Origin of the sequence: Cronobacter sp. HA18006, assembly GCF_011605445.1 — a bacterium.
Lineage (GTDB): Bacteria > Pseudomonadota > Gammaproteobacteria > Enterobacterales > Enterobacteriaceae > Cronobacter > Cronobacter sakazakii.
Genome location: NZ_JAANQB010000021.1, coordinates 437,908 through 456,059, shown reverse-complemented (window position 1 = coordinate 456,059; position 18,152 = coordinate 437,908). Strand labels below are relative to the sequence as shown.

The window sequence follows — 18,152 nt, the reverse complement described above, 5'->3', positions numbered from 1 at the left end:
TTTTTGCGCTCATCGTTGCGCTGGGTTCACTGCTGGCGGCATCACACGGTGGCTGGAATATTTCCGACATCACGGTGCTGCTGGTGTTGAATCTGGGCAATTAAGCTGCTGACCGCCCGCAAGGGCGGTCTTCTACGTCTCCCTGCCCTGCGCTTCGTTATCAGTTATAATTGCGTAATAAATACTCACACTCTTATTCCGGACTCACACGTCCCTTTCCCTGTTAAGGTTAAAAAAGGAAAACTCGGGTAGATAATACTCGCGGCAACGTCAGCGCCCGTATGGCGCCATGAGCCCCGGAGTCATCTATGAAGTTGCCTTTAAAGCCACACCTGCTCGCGTTGCTGTGCAGCGCCGGGCTGTTCGGCGCCTCAGGCGTCCTGTTTGTGAAAAGTCAGGTGCCTTCCGCCGCCGAAGCGCCTGTCGCGGCACCACCCTCCGCGCCGGTGCCGCCTCAACCCACGCCTGCGCCCGCAACCACACCGACATATTCCGCCGCGCAAATCGACCAGTGGGTCGCGCCCATCGCGCTCTACCCTGATGCGCTGTTGTCGCAGATCCTGATGGCCTCTACTTACCCGATGAATATGGTGCAGGCCGCGCAGTGGTCACAGGACCATCCCACGCCCCAGGGCGACGCCGCCATTCAGGCGGTGGTCGGGCAGCCGTGGGACGCCAGCGTCAAATCGCTGGTGGCGTTCCCGCAATTAATGGCGCTGCTGGGGCAGAACCCGCCGTGGATACAAAACCTGGGCGATGCCTTCCTGGCACAGCCTGATGACGTCATGGCGTCGGTACAGCGCCTGCGCGCGCTGGCTCAACAGACTGGCGCGCTCACCTCTTCGCCACAGCAAAAGGTAACGACCATCACCAGAACCGCGCCGCCAGTCTCACCGGAAAAACCTGCCGCCGCGCCGCGCAGTTCAACCGTTATCGAAATTGAACCAGCGAGCCCCGAGATGGTGTATGTGCCAACCTATAATCCGGCAACCGTGTATGGCACCTGGCAGAACCCGGCGTACCCGCCTGTTTATTTGCCGCCAACGCCCGGCGAGCAGTTCGGCAACAGTTTTGTCAGAGGGCTGGGATACAGTCTCGGTGTCGCCACAACGTATGCGCTTTTCAGCGCCATTGACTGGGATGATGATGACCACCACCATCATCATGACGATGACTACCACCATCACGATCGCCACGACGGCGGCTACTGGCACAATGGCGATAACATCAATATTAACGTGAATAACTACAATCGAATCACCGGTGAAAACCGGCGCGGAAACACGATGCCCTGGCACCCCAATCCGGCGTATCGCAACGGTATCGGCTATGCTGATAGCCGTGTCGCCGCGCAGTTTCACTCCCCTTCCAGCGCTACGGGCCTGAGCACAGCGCACACTCCGGTCGATCGCGCCTCACAGCGCCAGGCGGCGGCCGCGCGCTTTCAGCAGGCCACGGGGCACAACGCCACGGTGAATACCCCGCACCAGGCCGCCCGACAGTCGTTGCAGGCGCGCGCCCAGCGTAGCAACTATCGCGGTTACGATATCAAACCCGAAAGCGCACGGCTGGCCAGTCACGCGCATAACGCGTCGGAACGCCCTTTCCATGACGCGACACAACATGCGCCTTATCGCGATCTGCACGCCAGCGCGTTCAGCGGTAACGACAGCCGTTCCGCCCGCTGGCAGGAACAGCAGCAGCGTGGTTCAGAGAGCCGTCATCTGGCGGCAACCCACCGCCCGGACACGCCGGTAAGAGAACGGCACATTGAGCATCGTCAGCATGAACGCCATCACTAAGAAGGAGAAAAAGGTGAAATCGACATTTCTCGCCGCGCTGGCGTTCGGGTTATCCGCATCGCACGCCTTTGCACAGGCGCAATTCAGCACGCCGAATCAGGCCGCTGACGCCCTGACGGAGGCGATTTCGACACACGACGAGGCGGCCTTAAATCATCTTCTTGGCGATGACTGGCGCGAGATTTTGCCACCCGAAGGTGCCGATCCTGAGGAAGTCAGCCGTTTTCTGCGCGACTGGAAAGTAAATCATCATATCGTCCTGCAGGGCGATACGGCACATCTGCAAGTAGGCGCGCAGGACTGGCAATTGCCCGTTCCTCTCGTCAAACACGCGCAGGGCTGGCAGTTCGACATGCAGGGCGCGGCGGAGGAAATCCTCACCCGCACGATCGGGCGCAACGAACTCGCCGCGATTGCCGCACTCCATGCCGGAGTAGATGCTCAGCAGAGCTATTACGCTCTGAATCAGCGTTACGCAGAGAAAATCATCAGCAGCGAGGGGAAGAAAGATGGCCTCTACTGGCCGGTGAAACCCGGCGAGGCACCGAGCCCGCTCGGCCCGGCGTTCAGCCCGCAAAGGCAGGATATGGGCTATCACGGTTACCATTTCCGTCTTGTGCCCACTCACGACAACGGTTTTGCGATGTTAGCCTGGCCTGTCAGTTACGGTGAAACGGGCGTGATGAGTTTTATTGTAAAGCAGGACGATCGGGTGCTTCAGGCAAACCTGGGGACGGATACGGCGCAGCGCGCCAGCGCTATTGACCCGGCTTATCTCGATAACACGTGGGAACCCGTCGCTCCGTAAGGGTTTTACGCAAAAAACCGATGGGCCGTGTACTGACGGCCCATCGTTATGCCGCTTACAGAATGCTGGCGACAGATTTCGCCAGCTGCGCTTCCAGCGCAGGCTTAGCTTCTTCAAATTTCAGGTTAACTTTGTTGGCGCTGGACACCACGCGCGTCTGGTATTTCGCACGGTTACCCTGCTCGGTGCTGGTTTGCAGCTTCACGCCGGAGGTGCCCTGACGCAGCGCGGCAATATTATCCGTCGTCACCGTCGCTTTGCTGCGCTCGGAAATTTGCAGGTCGGTGACCATTGTATAGTTCACATCTTCGACCATCGCGTCAGCCGCCATGCCGATAAGCCCCGCCGCCAGGCCAACGCCTAACGCCGCACCGGAAGAGTTGCTGTTGTACGCGGTGATGCCCGCACCCAGCGCTGCGCCCGCGACGGCGCCTTCATAACCGGTTTTCAGGTAGCCCTGCGCTTCACGCAGATCCATTTTGTCGGCTTTCAGGACGTTCGCCTGGATCCAGTAGTAGGCAGAGTCCGGCGAGCTGGTGACTTTGTACCCTTTGGCGGAGAGATCGTTCGCCAGCAGGGTTTGCAGGTTGCTCATGTCTTTGTCTGACGTGTTTTTCACCTGGATATACACGGTTTTCTCAGAAGACGGCTCAAGCCAGATGGTCTGGCTCATCTGGGTTTTCACCTCAAGATTGCGTTTCTTGATAGCGGTGGTCATTGCCCCGCAGCCAGTGAGGGTAAACGCGGCTAATACCAGGCTAACGACAGCCAGTTTTTTTACAGACATACCTTTTCCTTTTTTATTGAAAGTCACCAGAGTGAAAAAAAGAGACACGCCGTTGACAGCAAGACACCGTCACCGTGTTGAGATGAGCAAAGCAAAGCGGGGATGAATACGTTCCTTGTCCACACAGTCCTGAGCATCCAGAGCGTGCCGTCGGCGGCAAAAACGCCTTTATTACGTTGTTATCGGCGATACAAGGAAGAAGATTAGCGAAAATTTCCTACCAGATTAGGTAGTTAAAGAATAAGGGAAGACGCACTGCTGAATAACAGCCATAAAAAACGCCTCCGAAGAGGCGTTTATGTAGCGAGAAAACTTACTTTTTCTTCGCTTTCGGGTTCGGCAGGTCGGTAATGCTGCCTTCGAACACTTCTGCCGCCAGACCCACGGACTCGTGCAGGGTCGGGTGCGCGTGGATGGTGAGCGCGATATCTTCCGCGTCACAACCCATTTCGATAGCCAGACCGATTTCACCCAGCAGCTCGCCGCCGTTGGTGCCGACAATCGCGCCGCCGATGACACGGTGGGTTTCTTTGTCGAAAATCAGTTTGGTCATACCGTCTGCGCAATCGGAAGCGATAGCACGGCCAGACGCTGCCCACGGGAAGGTGGCAGTTTCGTAGCTGATGCCTTTCTCTTTCGCTTCTTTCTCGGTCAGACCCACCCATGCCACTTCCGGCTCGGTGTAAGCGATAGACGGGATAACTTTCGGGTCGAAGTAGTGTTTCATGCCCGCGATAACTTCAGCGGCAACGTGACCTTCGTGAACGCCTTTGTGCGCCAGCATCGGCTGACCGACGATATCGCCGATCGCATAGATGTGCGGCACGTTGGTGCGCATTTGTTTGTCAACGCGGATAAAGCCACGGTCGTCCACTTCCACGCCCGCTTTGCCTGCATCCAGGTTTTTGCCGTTCGGTACACGGCCGATAGCTACCAGCACCGCGTCGTAACGCTGCGCTTCCGCCGGCGCTTTTTTGCCTTCCATAGAAACGTAAATACCGTCTTCTTTCGCTTCAACGGCAGTCACTTTGGTTTCCAGCATCAGGTTGAATTTCTTGCTGATGCGTTTGGTGAAGACTTTCACTACGTCTTTGTCGGCAGCCGGGATAACCTGGTCGAACATTTCAACCACGTCGATCTCTGAACCCAGCGCGTGGTAAACGGTACCCATCTCCAGACCGATGATACCGCCGCCCATAACCAGCATACGCTTCGGCACTTCTTTCAGTTCCAGTGCGTCGGTGGAATCCCATACGCGCGGATCTTCATGCGGAATAAACGGCAGCTGAATCGGACGAGAACCCGCCGCGATGATCGCGTTGTCGAAGTTAATCACGGTTTTGCCGTTCTCGCCTTCCACTTCCAGGGTGTTCGCGCCGGTGAATTTACCCAGGCCGTTCACCACTTTCACTTTACGGCCTTTGGCCATACCAGACAGACCGCCGGTCAGCTGATTGATGACTTTTTCTTTCCAGGTGCGGATTTTATCGATGTCGGTTTTCGGCTCGCCGAAAACGATGCCGTGCTCGGCAAGCGCTTTGGCTTCTTCGATAACTTTCGCTACGTGCAGCAGCGCTTTAGAAGGGATACAGCCTACGTTCAGGCAAACACCGCCCAGGGTGCTGTAACGCTCGACGATTACGGTTTCCAGACCTAAGTCAGCGCAACGGAAGGCTGCAGAGTAACCTGCCGGGCCTGCCCCAAGTACCACGACCTGAGTTTTGATTTCAGTACTCATCATGACCTCTTTGTAATTTTCCGGCGGGTCTGACGCTTAAGTTTTAACGCCCATCATCCACCGGGACGTTCTATCCGCTCGCATTTTACAAAACTGTTAACAATTTTGAAACAACAAACGGCAGACGAATCCTTTTGGCACCTGATAATTTCGCACAGTCAGGCGGAATTACCAGAAAAAAGCCGGCCGTCAGGCCGGCTTTTCGCTTACATCACCAGGCGGCGAATGTCCGACAGGGTGTTGTTGATGATGGTGATGAAACGCGCACCATCAGCACCGTCGATCACGCGGTGGTCGAAGGACAGGGAGATCGGCAGCATCAGGCGCGGCACGAACTCTTTACCATTCCACACCGGCTCCATCGCAGACTTGGAGACGCCGAGGATAGCCACTTCCGGCGCGTTCACGATCGGCGCGAAGTGGGTCGTGCCCAGGCCGCCGATGCTGGAGATGGTGAAGCAGCCGCCCTGCATTTCGCCGGCGGTCAGCTTGCCATCGCGCGCTTTTTTGGAGATGGTCATCAGCTCGCGAGAAAGCTCGATGATGCCTTTCTTGTTCACATCTTTGAACACCGGTACAACCAGGCCGTTCGGGGTATCTACCGCCACGCCGATGTTGATGTATTTTTTCAGCGTCAGACGCTGACCGTCTTCAGACAGCGAGCTGTTAAAGCGCGGCATCTGCTCAAGGGCAGCGGCAACGGCTTTCATGATGAAGACAACCGGGGTGATCTTCACATCCAGCTTACGCTTCTCAGCTTCGGCGTTCTGCTGCTTACGGAACGCTTCCAGATCGGTGATATCGGTTTTGTCGAAGTGCGTAACGTGCGGAATCATCACCCAGTTACGGCTCAGGTTCGCGCCAGAGATTTTCTGGATGCGGCCCAGTTCCACTTCTTCCACTTCACCAAACTTGCTGAAGTCCACTTTCGGCCACGGCAGCAGACCCGGCAGAGAACCACCGGTCGCGCCAGCGGCAGGTGCGGATTCTGCACGTTTAACGGCGTCTTTCACGTAAGCCTGAACGTCTTCGCGCAGGATGCGGCCTTTACGACCGGTGCCTTTCACTTTCGCGAGGTTCACGCCGAATTCGCGCGCCAGGCGGCGGATCAGCGGCGTCGCGTGGACGTAAGCGTCGTTTTCAGCAAATTCAGATTTGCCTTCGGCTTTCGCCGGAGCCGCAGCCGGTTTGTCAGCTTTCGCCGCCGGAGCCGGAGCCGCCGCTTCCTGTTTCGCAGCCGGAGCCGCCGCAGGCGCTGCGCCTTCTACTTCGAAGACCATGATAAGCGACCCGGTGGAGACTTTATCGCCCACGTTCACTTTCAGCTCTTTCACGGTACCTGCGAACGGTGCCGGAACTTCCATAGAGGCTTTGTCGCCTTCTACGGTGATAAGAGACTGTTCAGCGGTGACTTTGTCGCCCACTTTCACCAGCACTTCGGTCACTTCGACTTCATCGCCGCCGATATCCGGCACGTTGACGTCTTTCGCGCCAGCGGCTGCCGCCGGTGCAGATGCCGCCTGCTCGGTAACCTGCGGTTTGGCTTCAGCCGCAGACGCAGCGCCCGCCACTTCGAAGACCATGATCAGGGAGCCAGTGGAAACTTTGTCGCCGGTGTTGATTTTGATCTCTTTCACGGTGCCCGCGAACGGCGCCGGGACTTCCATAGAGGCTTTGTCGCCTTCTACGGTGATAAGAGACTGCTCGGCTTCAACTTTGTCGCCCACTTTCACCAGGATCTCGGTGACTTCGACTTCGTCGCCGCCGATATCCGGTACGTTAACATCTTTTGCTGCCGCTGTAGCCGGTGCAGCAGACTGCGCCGGTGCCGCTTCTTTCTTCTCTTCAGCCTTCGCAGGTGCAGCGGCTGCTGCACCTTCAGCGGAATCGAAAATCATGATCAGTTTGCCGGTTTCGACTTTGTCGCCCACGGACACTTTGATCTCTTTGACCACGCCCGCCTGCGGAGACGGGACTTCCATAGAGGCTTTGTCGCCTTCTACGGTGATAAGCGACTGTTCAGCTTCAACCTTGTCGCCCACTTTGACCAGGATCTCGGTGACTTCAACTTCGTCCGCCCCGATGTCCGGTACATTGATTTCGATAGCCATTCTTTCTTTACCTCTTATGCCAGACGCGGGTTGACTTTCTCTGCATCGATATTGAATTTGGTGATAGCGTCAGCCACCACTTTCTTATCGATTTCACCACGTTTAGCCAGTTCGCCCAGCGCAGCGACAACCACGTAAGAAGCGTCAACTTCGAAGTGGTGGCGCAGGTTTTCGCGGCTGTCAGAGCGGCCAAAGCCGTCGGTGCCCAGTACGCGATAATCATCAGCCGGTACATAAGTACGAACCTGCTCGGCGAACAGTTTCATGTAGTCGGTGGAAGCAACTGCCGGTGCGTCGTTCATCACCTGAGCGATGTACGGTACACGCGGAGTTTCCAGCGGGTGCAGCATGTTCCAGCGCTCGCAGTCCTGGCCGTCGCGCGCCAGTTCGGTGAAGGAGGTCACGCTGTAGACATCGGAGCCCACGCCGTACTCTTTCGCCAGAATCTCTGCCGCTTCACGGACGTGACGCAGGATAGCGCCGGAGCCCAGCAGCTGAACTTTACCTTTGCTACCTTCGAGGGTTTCGAGTTTGTAGATACCTTTGCGGATACCTTCCTCGGCACCTTCCGGCATCGCCGGCATGTGGTAGTTTTCGTTCAGCGTGGTGATGTAGTAGTAGACGTTTTCCTGCGCTTCGCCGTACATACGCTGCAGACCATCATGCATGATGACAGCGACTTCATAAGCGTAAGCCGGATCGTAGGAGATACAGTTCGGGATAGTCAGCGACTGAATGTGGCTGTGACCATCTTCGTGCTGCAGACCTTCGCCGTTAAGCGTGGTACGACCGGAAGTACCGCCGATCAGGAAGCCGCGCGCCTGCTGGTCACCTGCTGCCCAGCACAGGTCGCCGATACGCTGGAACCCGAACATGGAGTAGTAGATGTAGAACGGGATCATCGGCAGGTTGTTGGTGCTGTAAGAGGTCGCAGCGGCAAGCCAGGAAGAACCTGCGCCCAGCTCGTTGATCCCTTCCTGCAGAATCTGGCCTTTCTCGTCTTCTTTGTAGTACGCCACCTGCTCACGGTCCTGCGGGGTGTACTGCTGGCCGTTCGGGCTGTAGATACCGATCTGACGGAACAGACCTTCCATACCGAAGGTACGGGCTTCGTCCGCGATGATAGGAACCAGACGGTCTTTGATAGACGGGTTCTTCAGCATCACGTTCAGGGCGCGTACGAAAGCGATGGTGGTGGAGATCTCTTTGCTCTGCTCATCCAGCAGGGAGCGGAAATCTTCCAGCGCCGGCAGCTCCAGCTTCTCGGTGAAGTTCGGCTGACGAGACGGCAGGTAACCGTGCAGCGCCTGACGGCGTTCATGCAGGTACTTGTACTCTTCAGAGCCTTCCGGGAAGGTGATGTACGGCAGTTTTTCCAGGTCTTCGTCGGCCACCGGCACGCTGAAACGATCGCGGACGTAGCGAACGCCGTCCATGTTCATTTTCTTCACCTGGTGAGCGATGTTCTTACCTTCGGCGGTGTCGCCCATGCCGTAACCTTTAATGGTGTGAGCAAGGATAACGGTCGCTTTGCCTTTGGTTTCTTTCGCTTTTTTGAATGCAGCGTAGATTTTCTTCGGATCGTGGCCGCCACGGTTCAGCGCCCAAATCTCATCGTCAGACCAGTCTGCAACCAGCGCTGCGGTCTCCGGGTATTTACCGAAGAAGTGCTCACGCACGTATGCGCCGTTTTTGGATTTGAAGGTCTGGTAGTCGCCGTCAACGGTTTCGTTCATCAGCTGAACCAGTTTGCCGCTGGTGTCTTTACGCAGCAGCTCGTCCCAACGGGAACCCCACATCACCTTGATAACGTTCCAGCCAGCGCCTTCGAAGATGCCTTCCAGTTCGTTGATGATTTTGCCGTTACCGGTGACCGGGCCGTCCAGACGCTGCAGGTTGCAGTTGATGACGAAGACCAGGTTGTCCAGTTTTTCGCGGGTCGCGATGGTGATGGCGCCTTTAGATTCCGGCTCATCCATTTCACCGTCGCCGAGGAACGCGTAAACGGTCTGCTCAGAGGTATCTTTCAGGCCGCGGTGTTCCAGATATTTCAGGAACTTCGCCTGGTAGATAGCGCCGATCGGGCCAAGGCCCATGGATACGGTCGGGAACTGCCAGAATTCCGGCATCAGTTTCGGGTGCGGGTAAGAAGACAGACCATTGCCGTGAACTTCCTGACGGAAGTTGTTCATCTGCTCTTCGGTCAGGCGGCCTTCAAGGAACGCACGCGCATAAACGCCCGGAGAGATGTGGCCCTGGAAGTACACCAGGTCGCCGCCGTCTTTGTCGTTGCGCGCGCGGAAGAAGTGGTTAAAACACACTTCGTAGACGGTCGCGGAAGACTGGAAGGACGCCATGTGGCCGCCGAGCTCGAGGTCTTTTTTGGACGCACGCAGCACGGTCATAATGGCGTTCCAGCGGATAGCAGAACGAATACGGCGCTCCAGTTCCAGATTACCCGGGTATTCCGGCTCTTCTTCAACGGGGATGGTATTGATGTACTGACGGGCGGCACTGCCCGCCGCTACGTTCACGCCGCCTTTACGGGCTTCGGAAAGCAGCTGATCGATCAGATACTGAGCACGCTCAACACCTTCTTCACGGATTACCGATTCGATCGCCTGTAGCCAGTCGCGAGTTTCGATCGGATCCACGTCATTTTGTAAACGTTCTGACATGGGGGTATTCCTTATCATCTATCTAATACGTTGATTTATCTGGAACCTGTCCCATTGCACTCTGTGCTCTTACAGCGTCCGGCTGCGTCTGTAGCGGCTGTGCGCCCCCTTTCTTTTCAAGGGCTTCATCTTGCCGCTGCGATGCAACCTGAACTACGGGCACTTAACAAAGCGCAATAAGACAGGTTCTGGGTTTAGTTGCCGCGCTTCAATGGCGCTTTTGGTACAAATCTTCCGGCACAAGCCGGAAAAACATTAATTCTTACGTTGCTCCAGACGACGCAGCGAGCGGTCACGACGGCTCTGCTCACGGCTGCGGTCCAGCAAAATTTCTTCAATGAACGCCAGGTGACGATGCGAGGCTTCCCGCGCCTGCTCCGGCTCCCGCGCCATAATCGCCTCGTAAATCCGGGTGCGATGGCCGCTGACCAGCGGCAGCATTTCACGTCGCGCGTAGAGCAATTCGAAGTTCTGACGGACGTTTTGCGCCAGCATCGGCTCCATGCAGCGTAGCAGATGAAGCAGCACTACATTATGCGCGGCTTCCGTGACCGCTATCTGATACTGCACCACCGCGTTTGATTCTGCGTCCAGATCGCCGGACTCCTGAGCGCGCTCGATAGCCTGATGACATTCGCTCATCCGCGCTCTGTCTTCGTCGGTGCTGCGCAGCGCCGCGTAGTACGCAGCGATGCCTTCCAGCGCGTGACGCGTCTCAAGAAGATCAAACTGGGATTCGGGGTGGTCAGAGAGGAGTTCTACCAGCGGGTCGCTGAAGCTTTGCCAGAGCGTACTCTGAACAAAAGTACCGCCGCCCTGGCGACGAAGCAGCAGGCCCTTCGCTTCGAGACGCTGAATCGCCTCTCGCAGGGAGGGTCGGGAAACGTCGAACTGTTTAGCCAGCTCGCGCTCAGGAGGCAGTTTTTCGCCGGGACGCAGCGTCCCTTCGAGGATCAAAAACTCCAGTTGCTGCTCAATCACATCGGAAAGTTTTGGTTGGCGGATTTTGCTGTAGGCCATTATTCCCTGTCTCTGCCATTCGCCCGGAGTCAATTGGTATGACCAATTTAACGTTCGTGTTGGTAAAGTAACAAAGTATTCACCTTCTGTCCATCCTGGTTTTGATTGAAATCAGGAAAGCCCGCATATTTTAACAATGATAAAGAAATAACGTTTCAGAAATGTAACTCCGCGCAAATGAACCCGTTACCTAAAAAGCGGTAGTTTTAACTCAAATGAAACGTAAAGGCGTGCAACCTGAACCGATTCATTAGTTTAAAATATGAATATCTATTCAATATATGCCCTTAAGATGAATACGCGTGCCCGTCCGTGAAATAACCACGGCGATTTACAAATGGTTTCTTTTTATTCACTCCGCGAGTGCCCGCTGAGAAAGCAGGTGCATTTGGCAGCGCTTATCACTATTCTTGGCGCTGCGGTAGTCGTTATTAGAAATTTCATCCTTATTGGCTGTAAAGAAAAGACTACACACAGCGACATAACAACATTACAGCAGCGCCACGCTGCGGATTAAAAATAACCACAAACGAGGTTTTATGATGGAAGGTCAACAGCACGGCGACACGCTGAAGCGCGGCCTCAAAAACCGCCATATTCAGCTTATCGCGCTGGGTGGTGCTATTGGTACGGGCCTGTTTCTGGGCAGCGCCTCCGTAATCCAGTCCGCAGGGCCGGGTATTATTCTCGGTTACGCTATCGCGGGGTTTATTGCCTTTCTGATCATGCGCCAGCTTGGCGAAATGGTCGTGGAAGAACCGGTGGCAGGCTCTTTTAGCCATTTTGCCTATAAATATTGGGGCGGTTTCGCAGGCTTCGCGTCCGGCTGGAACTACTGGGTGCTGTATGTGCTGGTGGCGATGGCGGAGCTGACCGCGGTCGGTAAATATATCCAGTTCTGGTGGCCCGAAATCCCGACCTGGGCCTCTGCCGCCGTCTTCTTTGTGGTTATCAACGCCATCAACCTGACCAACGTAAAAGTGTTCGGCGAGATGGAGTTCTGGTTCGCCATTATTAAAGTTATCGCAGTCGTCGCGATGATCCTGTTCGGCGCCTGGCTGCTCTTTAGCGGCACCGCAGGCCCGCAGGCCACGGTGCGTAACCTCTGGGAACATGGTGGCTTCCTGCCGCATGGCGTCTCGGGGCTTGTCATGATGATGGCGATTATCATGTTCTCGTTCGGCGGACTTGAGCTGGTCGGCATTACGGCGGCGGAAGCCGACGAGCCGGAAAAAAGCATCCCGAAAGCCACCAATCAGGTTATCTACCGCATTCTTATCTTTTATGTAGGTTCGCTGGCGGTGCTGCTCTCTCTGCTGCCGTGGACGCGTATCACGGCCGATACCAGCCCGTTTGTCCTGATTTTCCATGAGCTGGGCGACTCTCTTGTGGCAAACGCGCTCAACATCGTGGTGCTGACTGCGGCGCTCTCCGTCTATAACAGCTGCGTTTACTGCAACAGCCGTATGCTGTTCGGCCTCGCCAGACAAGGCAACGCCCCGAAAGCGCTGCAGAAAGTCGACAAACGCGGCGTGCCGGTCAATACCATTCTGGTCTCCGCCGCCTTTACCGCGCTGTGCGTGCTGATTAACTACCTGGCCCCGCAGGGGGCCTTTGGCCTGCTGATGGCGCTGGTGGTCTCCGCGCTGGTGATTAACTGGGCGATGATTAGCCTTGCCCATATGCGTTTTCGCCGCGCCAAACAGCAACAGGGGGTGACGCCGCGCTTCCCGGCGCTCTTCTACCCGCTCGGCAACTGGCTATGCCTGCTCTTTATGGCTGCGGTGCTGGCCATTATGCTGATGACGCCGGGTATGGCGATCTCCGTGTGGCTGATCCCGGTATGGCTGCTTATCCTGGCTATCGGTTACTTCATTAAAGAGAAAAAAGCGAAAGCGGCGGACGCCCGCTAAGCCATCAAACCCTCACCCGTCCGGGTGAGGGTTGTTACCTTCCTCACAAATTCCTTCGCACAACACGATTATCCATCTCTGCGACTTATTACTGCTGCGCAGTTTTGCTTAGGCCGAATGATACTTCCGTCCATATCATTCACCGGAGATGTGTCGATGGAAAACAGCAGACTCTCTGTCAAAGAAAAAATCGGCTACGGAATGGGTGACGCCGGCTGCAATATTATCTTTGGCGCCATCATGTTGTTTGTTAATTACTTCTATACCGATATTTTTGGCCTGGCCCCGGCGCTGGTTGGCGTATTGCTTCTGTCGATTCGCGTGATTGACGCAGTGACCGACCCGATTATGGGTGCCATCGCCGACCGCACCCGCAGCCGCTTCGGGCGTTTTCGTCCATGGCTGCTGTGGATAGCGTTCCCCTACGCGTTATTCAGCGTGCTGATGTTTACCACGCCGGACTGGAGCTACAGCAGTAAAGTTGTCTATGCCTTTGTGACCTACTTCCTGCTTTCCATTACCTACACCGCCATCAATATTCCCTACTGTTCGCTGGGCAGCGTGATAACCAATGATCCGAAAGAGCGCGTCGCCTGCCAGTCTTATCGTTTTGTGATGGTAGGGATTGCCACGCTGCTCCTCTCCCTGACGCTGCTGCCGATGGTGGATTACTTCGGCGGCGGGGACAAAGCCAAAGGCTATCAAATCGCCATGACCATTCTGGCGCTGATTGGCATGTGCATGTTCCTGTTCAGTTTCGCTACGGTGCGCGAGCGTATCCGCCCGGCGGTACCGACCAATGACGACTTAAAAGCCGATCTGAAAGATGTCTGGAAAAACGACCAGTGGGTACGCATTCTGCTGCTGACCATCTGCAACGTCTGCCCGGGTTTTATCCGCATGGCGGCGACCATGTATTACGTCACTTGGGTCATGCAGCAGAGCACCAGCTTCGCCACGATGTTTATCAGCCTCGGCGTGATCGGCATGATGATTGGCAGCACGCTTGCCAAAGTGCTGACCGACCGCTGGTGCAAGCTGAAAGTTTTCTTCTGGACCAATATTGTGCTGGCGATTTTCTCCAGCGGCTTCTATTTCCTTAACCCGCACGCCACGGTGCTGATTGTGGTGATGTATTTCCTGCTGAACGTGCTGCATCAGATCCCGTCGCCGCTGCACTGGTCGTTAATGGCAGACGTGGATGATTACGGCGAATGGAAAACCGGCAAGCGCATTACCGGTATCAGCTTCTCCGGCAACCTCTTTTTCCTGAAATTAGGGCTGGCGATTGCTGGCGCGCTGGTAGGCTTTCTGCTCTCCTGGTATGGCTACGACGCGGGTGCCAAAGCCCAGAGCGCCACAGCGCTTAACGGCATCGTGATGCTCTTTACCGTGATCCCGGGCGTCGGGTATCTGATTACCGCGGGCGTTGTGCGCCTGCTGAAAGTGGACCGTGAACTGATGGCGCGTATTCAGAGCGACCTCGAAAAACGCCGCGAAAACTACCGCGAGCTGTCTGAATACCCGCAGACTAAACCTGTGGAAGCAAAACCGTAAGGAGCGATGATGAATACTTCACCCTGGCCAAACCCGCTGATTGAGCAGCGCGCTGACCCATTTATTCTGCGCCATCAGGGCCAGTACTACTTTATCGCCTCTGTGCCGGAGTATGACCGGCTGGAAATTCGCCGCGCGCCGTCGATTGAATCGCTGCGCCAGGCGCAACCGGTGGTGGTCTGGCGTAAGCCGGATACCGGGCCGATGAGCGAGCTCATCTGGGCGCCGGAGCTGCATTACATCAATGGCAAATGGTACATCTACTTCGCCGCGGCCCCGACACGCGCGCTGAAAGACAATATGTTTCAGCACCGGATGTACGTGCTGGAATGTGCAGACAGCGACCCGCTGACCGGCACCTGGACGGATAAAGGCCAGATTCAGACGCCTTACGACACGTTCTCGCTGGACGCCACGACCTTCGAGCATCAGGGCAAGCTCTGGTATCTGTGGGCGCAAAAAGCGCCGGATATTCCGGGTAACTCTAATTTGTACCTGTGTGAGATGGAAAACCCGTGGACGCTGAAAGGCGAGCCAGTGATGCTGAGCAAGCCTGAGCTGGAGTGGGAGTGCCGCGGCTTTTTGGTCAACGAAGGCCCGGCGGTGGTGAAACACGGCGAACGCCTGTTCGTGACTTACTCTGCGAGCGCCACCGACGAAAACTACTGCATGGGACTGCTCTGGATAGATCAGGCGGCGGATTTACGTGACCCACGTAACTGGCATAAATCCCCGCAGCCCGTTTTCACCACCAGTTATGAAAACCGGCAGTACGGACCGGGCCACAACAGCTTCACCACCACACCGGATGGTCAGGACGTGCTGGTCTACCATGCGCGCAACTATACGGAAATAGAAGGCGATCCGCTCTGGGACCCGAATCGCCATACCCGCGTGAAGCTGGTCACCTGGGATGACGACGGCATGCCGCAGTTTGGCACTCCGCCCGCCGATCACCCCTGAGGTATCTTCAGCGGCACGCTCACATGAGCGTGCCGTAAATCGTTAACAACGCCACCACCACCACTATTACCAGTGTCGCTTTCTTCGCCATCGACACCGCCGCTTTCGGCGTTGCTACCTTATCCACGTGTGGCTCACGCGCCAGCGCAAACTGCGCCAGGCCCGTTAATACCTGATACTGCGAGGTATAGCGATCGAGCAGTGAGGCAAACCACGCGGGCAGCGCTTTTTCCCCATGTCCGACGAGCGCATACACCACGCCCGCCAGACGCACCGGCACCCAGTCCAGCACATGCAATATGGCGTCGATGCCCGAAAGCAATCGCTGGTGCGGGGTATGATGGCGAGCAACCCAGCTTTGCCAGGCGCGTAAGAAGGCATAGCCCGTCAGCGTCACCGGCCCCCACATACCGCCCACCACAAACCAGAACATTGGTGCCAGATAAAAGCGGTAGTTAATCCACAACAGGCCGTTTTGTAGTTCGCGCAAATACTCACGCTCATCGCAACCCGGCGGCACGCCGTGAATAAGCGTCAGCTCATACGCCATGTTTTCGCGCGCGTGGCTGTCATCCTGGCTCGCCGCTTTAAGGTAAGCATGATAGTGCCTGCGCACCCCGCCCGCCCCGATACACAGTACGCCGATTAAGATCCAGAAGATCAGCAGCGGCACATTAAAAAACCAGCCTTCCAGCGCGTTCAGGCACAGAAAGACCACCAACATTGCCAGCACTGCCATACCGAGCGTAAAGAACAGCGAAAAGTGGCGCACGCGGCGAAACAGCGGCTCAAGGCGATGATCCAGTTGCCAGTGCTCGCCCAGTTTGAAAAGCCGTTCGGCGATAAGCACCAGCAGCAGGGTGAAAAGCGTCATCTCATCTCCTTATCAGACGGGTCGGCCACCAGCGCGCGAAAGCGCGGCCAGTCAAAAGCCGGACCGGGATCGGTTTTACGTTCAGGCGCGATATCGCTATGTCCGGTCATATGACTTTTCATCGCCGGGTAAAGGCTTATCAGCGTGCGCGTCACGGCAGCCAGTTGCCGGTACTGCGCATCGGTGTAGGGCTCCGTGTCCGTCCCTTCAAGCTCAATGCCAATAGAAAAGTCGTTGCAGCGCTCGCGCCCCTCGTAGCAGGATACGCCAGCGTGCCAGGCGCGTTTATTAAAAGGCACATACTGCACAATTTCACCATCGCGACGAATCAGGCAGTGCGCCGAAACGCGCAGGTGGGCGATGCCCGCGAAATAAGGGTGCGCCTGTGGGTCAAGCGTACCGGCGAACAGCGCATCGATCCACGGGCCACCGAACTCGCCCGGCGGCAGGCTGATGTTATGCACCACCAGCAACGAAGGCGCTTCATCCTCAGGCCGGCAGTCATGATGCGGCGAGGGCGCGGGCCGGGCATCCACCAGCCAGCCATCTTTCACCTGCATGTGCAATTCTCCTTTCTGTGGTACTCAAACTCGCTTCAGAGTAGCATGTTTCATTCTTTTGATTAGCCACCAATCTGGAGTTATATCATGCCACCTCGCCGTTACAATCCGGACCATCGACGTGACGCGCTACTGGAACGAATCGCCCTGGATATCCCCTTTACCGTCGCTCAGGCTCTGCGTGAAGATCTTGGCGGCGAGACCGATGCCAGCCGCGATATTACCGCGCAGTTGTTACCGCCAGACAGTCGCTCGCATGCGGTCGTCATTACGCGCGAGGCGGGCGTATTCTGCGGTAAGCGTTGGGTGGATGAGGTGTTTATCCAGCTTGGCGGCGATGTCCGCGTCACGTGGCACGTAAAGGATGGTGACGACGTGCAGCCCGATCAGCCGCTTTTTGAGCTTGAAGGCGCCTCCCGTGTTCTGCTGACGGGCGAACGCACCGCGCTGAATTTCGTACAGACGCTTTCCGGTGTGGCTACCGAAGTGCGCCGCTATGTGGCGCTGCTGGAAGGTACGCACACACAACTGCTCGACACCCGTAAAACCATACCGGGCCTGCGCAGCGCGCTGAAATACGCGGTACTGTGCGGCGGCGGCGCTAACCATCGTCTTGGGCTTTCTGATGCCTTTCTTATCAAAGAAAACCATATTATCGCTTCCGGCTCGGTGCGCCAGGCGGTGGAGAAAGCGTTCTGGTTGCACCCTGACGTGCCGGTAGAAGTCGAGGTGGAATCGCTTGATGAGCTGGACGCCGCGCTGAAAGCCGGTGCCGATATCATCATGCTCGACAACTTTACCGTCGATCAGATGCGTGAAGCGGTAAAACGTACTGCGGGCCAGGCACGGCTGGAAGTTTCCGGCAACGTCACGCTGGAAACGCTGCGCGAATTCGCAGAAACCGGCGTGGATTTCATCTCTGTGGGTGCATTGACTAAACATATTCGCGCGCTCGACCTCTCCATGCGTTTTCGCTGACTCATACCGGGCAGGTTTTGGCCTGCCCTCTCCTTTTCTTGTCGTTATCTTCCTGTGTCCTCTCTTTTTTGTCTCCGTGTTTTTTCAACACTCTGTTGTTTATAAAAGGATTTGCGAGATATTACGCAACCGCGTTGCAGTTTCATGTAACAACATAATCTTCTTCTGAAGACAGATTCCTGAATCGGTTTCTTTGTCTGGAGCCGCCTTTTACGGCCTGCCAGAGTGGCGTCACCCAAACAAGGAGGAACCATGAACAGACAGGGCGGCTTTACACTCATTGAACTGATGGTGATTATCAACAGTAAATTACTGTAATAATTAAACGCAGAAACAATATTTAACATGTTGATTATAGTGAAA

At 56.2% G+C, this 18,152-nt stretch carries 13 protein-coding genes; 6 read left to right on the top strand and 7 right to left on the bottom strand.

Annotation, left to right across the window (positions count from 1 at the left end):
• Positions 1-308: 308 nt before the first annotated feature.
• Positions 309-1,802 (top strand): DUF3300 domain-containing protein, encoded by a 1,494-nt coding sequence (locus tag G9X48_RS14270; protein WP_097640975.1) that lies wholly within the window; start codon positions 309-311, stop codon positions 1,800-1,802.
• Positions 1,786-2,610: a DUF2950 family protein gene (locus tag G9X48_RS14265; RefSeq protein WP_097640976.1), complete on the top strand. Its 825-nt coding sequence runs from the start codon at positions 1,786-1,788 to the stop codon at positions 2,608-2,610. The genes G9X48_RS14270 and G9X48_RS14265 overlap by 17 nt, the downstream gene beginning before the upstream one ends.
• 55 nt (positions 2,611-2,665) lie before the next feature.
• Here the strand turns inward: G9X48_RS14265 and traT are convergent, their stop codons facing one another.
• The 5 genes from traT to pdhR all read right to left on the bottom strand — a co-directional run bounded on the left by traT (position 2,666) and on the right by pdhR (position 10,944).
• Positions 2,666-3,397 (bottom strand): conjugal transfer complement resistance protein TraT, encoded by a 732-nt coding sequence (gene traT, locus G9X48_RS14260; protein WP_004388372.1) that lies wholly within the window; start codon positions 3,395-3,397, stop codon positions 2,666-2,668.
• A 313-nt stretch (positions 3,398-3,710) separates the two neighbouring features.
• Positions 3,711-5,135 (bottom strand): dihydrolipoyl dehydrogenase, encoded by a 1,425-nt coding sequence (lpdA, locus tag G9X48_RS14255; RefSeq protein ID WP_004388373.1) that lies wholly within the window; start codon positions 5,133-5,135, stop codon positions 3,711-3,713.
• Positions 5,136-5,341: 206 nt separating this feature from the next.
• On the bottom strand, positions 5,342-7,246 hold the full coding sequence (gene aceF, locus G9X48_RS14250; protein ID WP_097640977.1) for a pyruvate dehydrogenase complex dihydrolipoyllysine-residue acetyltransferase: 1,905 nt from the start codon (positions 7,244-7,246) through the stop codon (positions 5,342-5,344).
• A 14-nt stretch (positions 7,247-7,260) separates the two neighbouring features.
• Entirely contained in the window at positions 7,261-9,924 is a 2,664-nt protein-coding gene (aceE, locus tag G9X48_RS14245; RefSeq protein WP_007864402.1) for a pyruvate dehydrogenase (acetyl-transferring), homodimeric type, read from the bottom strand.
• A gap of 255 nt (positions 9,925-10,179) precedes the next feature.
• Positions 10,180-10,944, bottom strand: a complete 765-nt coding sequence (gene pdhR / locus G9X48_RS14240; protein WP_004388376.1) for a pyruvate dehydrogenase complex transcriptional repressor PdhR — start codon at positions 10,942-10,944, stop codon at positions 10,180-10,182.
• Between the two features lie 542 nt (positions 10,945-11,486).
• Here pdhR and aroP point away from each other — a divergent pair.
• The 3 genes from aroP to G9X48_RS14225 all read left to right on the top strand — a co-directional run bounded on the left by aroP (position 11,487) and on the right by G9X48_RS14225 (position 15,377).
• The gene (gene aroP / locus G9X48_RS14235) at positions 11,487-12,857 is read left to right on the top strand and encodes an aromatic amino acid transporter AroP (RefSeq protein ID WP_097641001.1); all 1,371 of its coding nucleotides are present in this window, start codon (positions 11,487-11,489) and stop codon (positions 12,855-12,857) included.
• Between the two features lie 156 nt (positions 12,858-13,013).
• Entirely contained in the window at positions 13,014-14,414 is a 1,401-nt protein-coding gene (locus G9X48_RS14230; RefSeq protein ID WP_054625850.1) for an MFS transporter, read from the top strand.
• Between the two features lie 9 nt (positions 14,415-14,423).
• Positions 14,424-15,377 carry a family 43 glycosylhydrolase gene (locus tag G9X48_RS14225; protein WP_097640978.1) on the top strand — a complete coding sequence of 318 codons (954 nt, stop codon included), beginning with the start codon at positions 14,424-14,426 and terminating at the stop codon, positions 15,375-15,377.
• A gap of 19 nt (positions 15,378-15,396) precedes the next feature.
• On the opposite strand, the gene ampE is transcribed toward G9X48_RS14225, so the two are convergent.
• Both ampE and ampD read right to left on the bottom strand, forming a co-directional pair.
• Entirely contained in the window at positions 15,397-16,251 is an 855-nt protein-coding gene (gene ampE, locus G9X48_RS14220; protein WP_012125750.1) for a beta-lactamase regulator AmpE, read from the bottom strand.
• Positions 16,248-16,811: a 1,6-anhydro-N-acetylmuramyl-L-alanine amidase AmpD gene (gene ampD / locus G9X48_RS14215; protein ID WP_166499962.1), complete on the bottom strand. Its 564-nt coding sequence runs from the start codon at positions 16,809-16,811 to the stop codon at positions 16,248-16,250. The genes ampE and ampD overlap by 4 nt, the downstream gene beginning before the upstream one ends.
• Positions 16,812-16,898: 87 nt before the next feature.
• Here ampD and nadC point away from each other — a divergent pair, with 87 nt between their 5' ends.
• Positions 16,899-17,789, top strand: coding sequence for a carboxylating nicotinate-nucleotide diphosphorylase (nadC, locus tag G9X48_RS14210; protein ID WP_007864386.1), 891 nt, complete (start codon positions 16,899-16,901; stop codon positions 17,787-17,789).
• Positions 17,790-18,152 lie beyond the last annotated feature (363 nt).